This window comes from Pantoea sp. S61 (assembly GCF_016625145.1).
Taxonomy (GTDB): Bacteria; Pseudomonadota; Gammaproteobacteria; order Enterobacterales; family Enterobacteriaceae; genus Pantoea; species Pantoea rwandensis_B.
This window is the reverse complement of the sequence record NZ_JACVUO010000052.1, coordinates 1-1421: the sequence shown is the minus strand read 5'-3', so window position 1 is coordinate 1421 and position 1421 is coordinate 1. Positions and strand designations below refer to the sequence as shown.

The 1421-nt window shown below is 53.0% G+C and carries 1 protein-coding gene; it reads right to left on the bottom strand.

The features are described from left to right. Positions 1-13 precede the first annotated feature (13 nt). On the bottom strand, positions 14-1330 hold the full coding sequence (locus IAE30_RS29810; RefSeq protein ID WP_200681630.1) for an IS4 family transposase: 1317 nt from the start codon (positions 1328-1330) through the stop codon (positions 14-16). Positions 1331-1421: the final 91 nt, after the last annotated feature.

Here is a 1421-nt window from a genome sequence, read left to right as displayed (position 1 = left end):
TAATGCTTGTCAGTTAAGATCTTAATGGAGGCCGCAACGGATAACGTTGCGGCTTCTTTTTTACCGCCCTTGGGTAATGCCGCACTCTTCTTTCCGGCAGCACCAGCCCTGGCGCCATCGCCATTATCTCTTCCATTATCCGCGGTATTTTTCCCGGTGAGATGCCCGGTAGCAGGCTCAGATGACTTCTCAGATACAGTGCGGACTGCTTAAAACTCATCTGATAAGGTTCCACGCCTTTCAGGCTGTACGCCATCTGCGCCATCATGAACCTCAGAAGGTTATAGGCCAGGACCACGCCCCACAGCTCCTGACGCACAAGTTCTGGCTTTTTGCTTCTCAGCGTCAGCTCATTATTCAGCAGGTGTTGTTTCATCTCGCGGAACCCATGCTCTATTTCCCAGCGATGGCCGTATAAATCCACGACATCTGCTTTGGGATACCTCAGGGGATCGCACATGGATGTCAGGATTTGAACCGTTTTTCCGTTGAGTTCTTTGCTGATAAGCCTTGCCGTCAGCGTGTCCGCAGCTCCCTGCCATTTTTTCTTCGCCTGCGGCGACAGCTGTAATTCCACCAACGCCTGCCCGGCCCCTAAGCTACGGACTATACGGTACTGTGCTCCTTTGCGCAGCGGCAGCATCCAGTGTCTTTCCGTTCCCGCCGACTGCCAGGCGTGCAGCAGACCCAGCGCGTAAAAACCTTTATCAAAGAGGGTCAGAGAGTGGTCGGGGGTCTGTGGGATAAGCTGAGCGGCAAGATCGGCTTCGCCGGCAGCTGAGACGCTGTCGAACGCTGCTGCTGACAGCAGGTGACTGGTGACTTCCATCTGACAGACCATTCGCACCTGCGGCCACTCAGAGCACTTATTAATATTGGCCGTTCGCCCGAAGGCGGCATCATTCTCTGGTGTGTCAGGGGTACGCCATACGGTGCCATCCACCGCCATCAGAGTCAGTCCGTTCCAGTGCGACAACGGTGTCTTTTCAAACCACAGGCGCTGCGTTTTCTCAAACATTAATCGGATAACATCTTCGCCAAATCGCTGCCGGGCCTGCACAACCGCGCTGGGCGCAACAAAGGGCCTTTTTCCCGGCAGAAGAATATCCAGGTGAGAGACGAGCTGAGTCATCGAATGGGAGCGAAAAAGTGCCATGCCGGTCACTGCCCAGACCATCATTTCCATCGATAACCGGCGCTTTCGTAACGTTACTGTCCCGGTATCCGCGAGACACTCGTCAATAAGTTCAGGAGAAAGGAGATCAGAAAGCGTCGAGAACTCCTGAGGAGTAAAGTTATGAACAATATCGAGAGCCTGACTGAGAAGCATAAAAAAATCCGTAATCCCTGAGAGATTACGGATTCTTGCAGAACTGCCGGATCGTTCAACCGATCATTTTTGTCTTAACTGATCGGCATTA

What these genes read in the sequence shown, in the direction of transcription:
- IAE30_RS29810 (WP_200681630.1), bottom strand. Translation starts at nt 1,330, where the DNA reads ATGCTTCTCAGTCAGGCTCTCGATATTGTTCATAACTTTACTCCTCAG.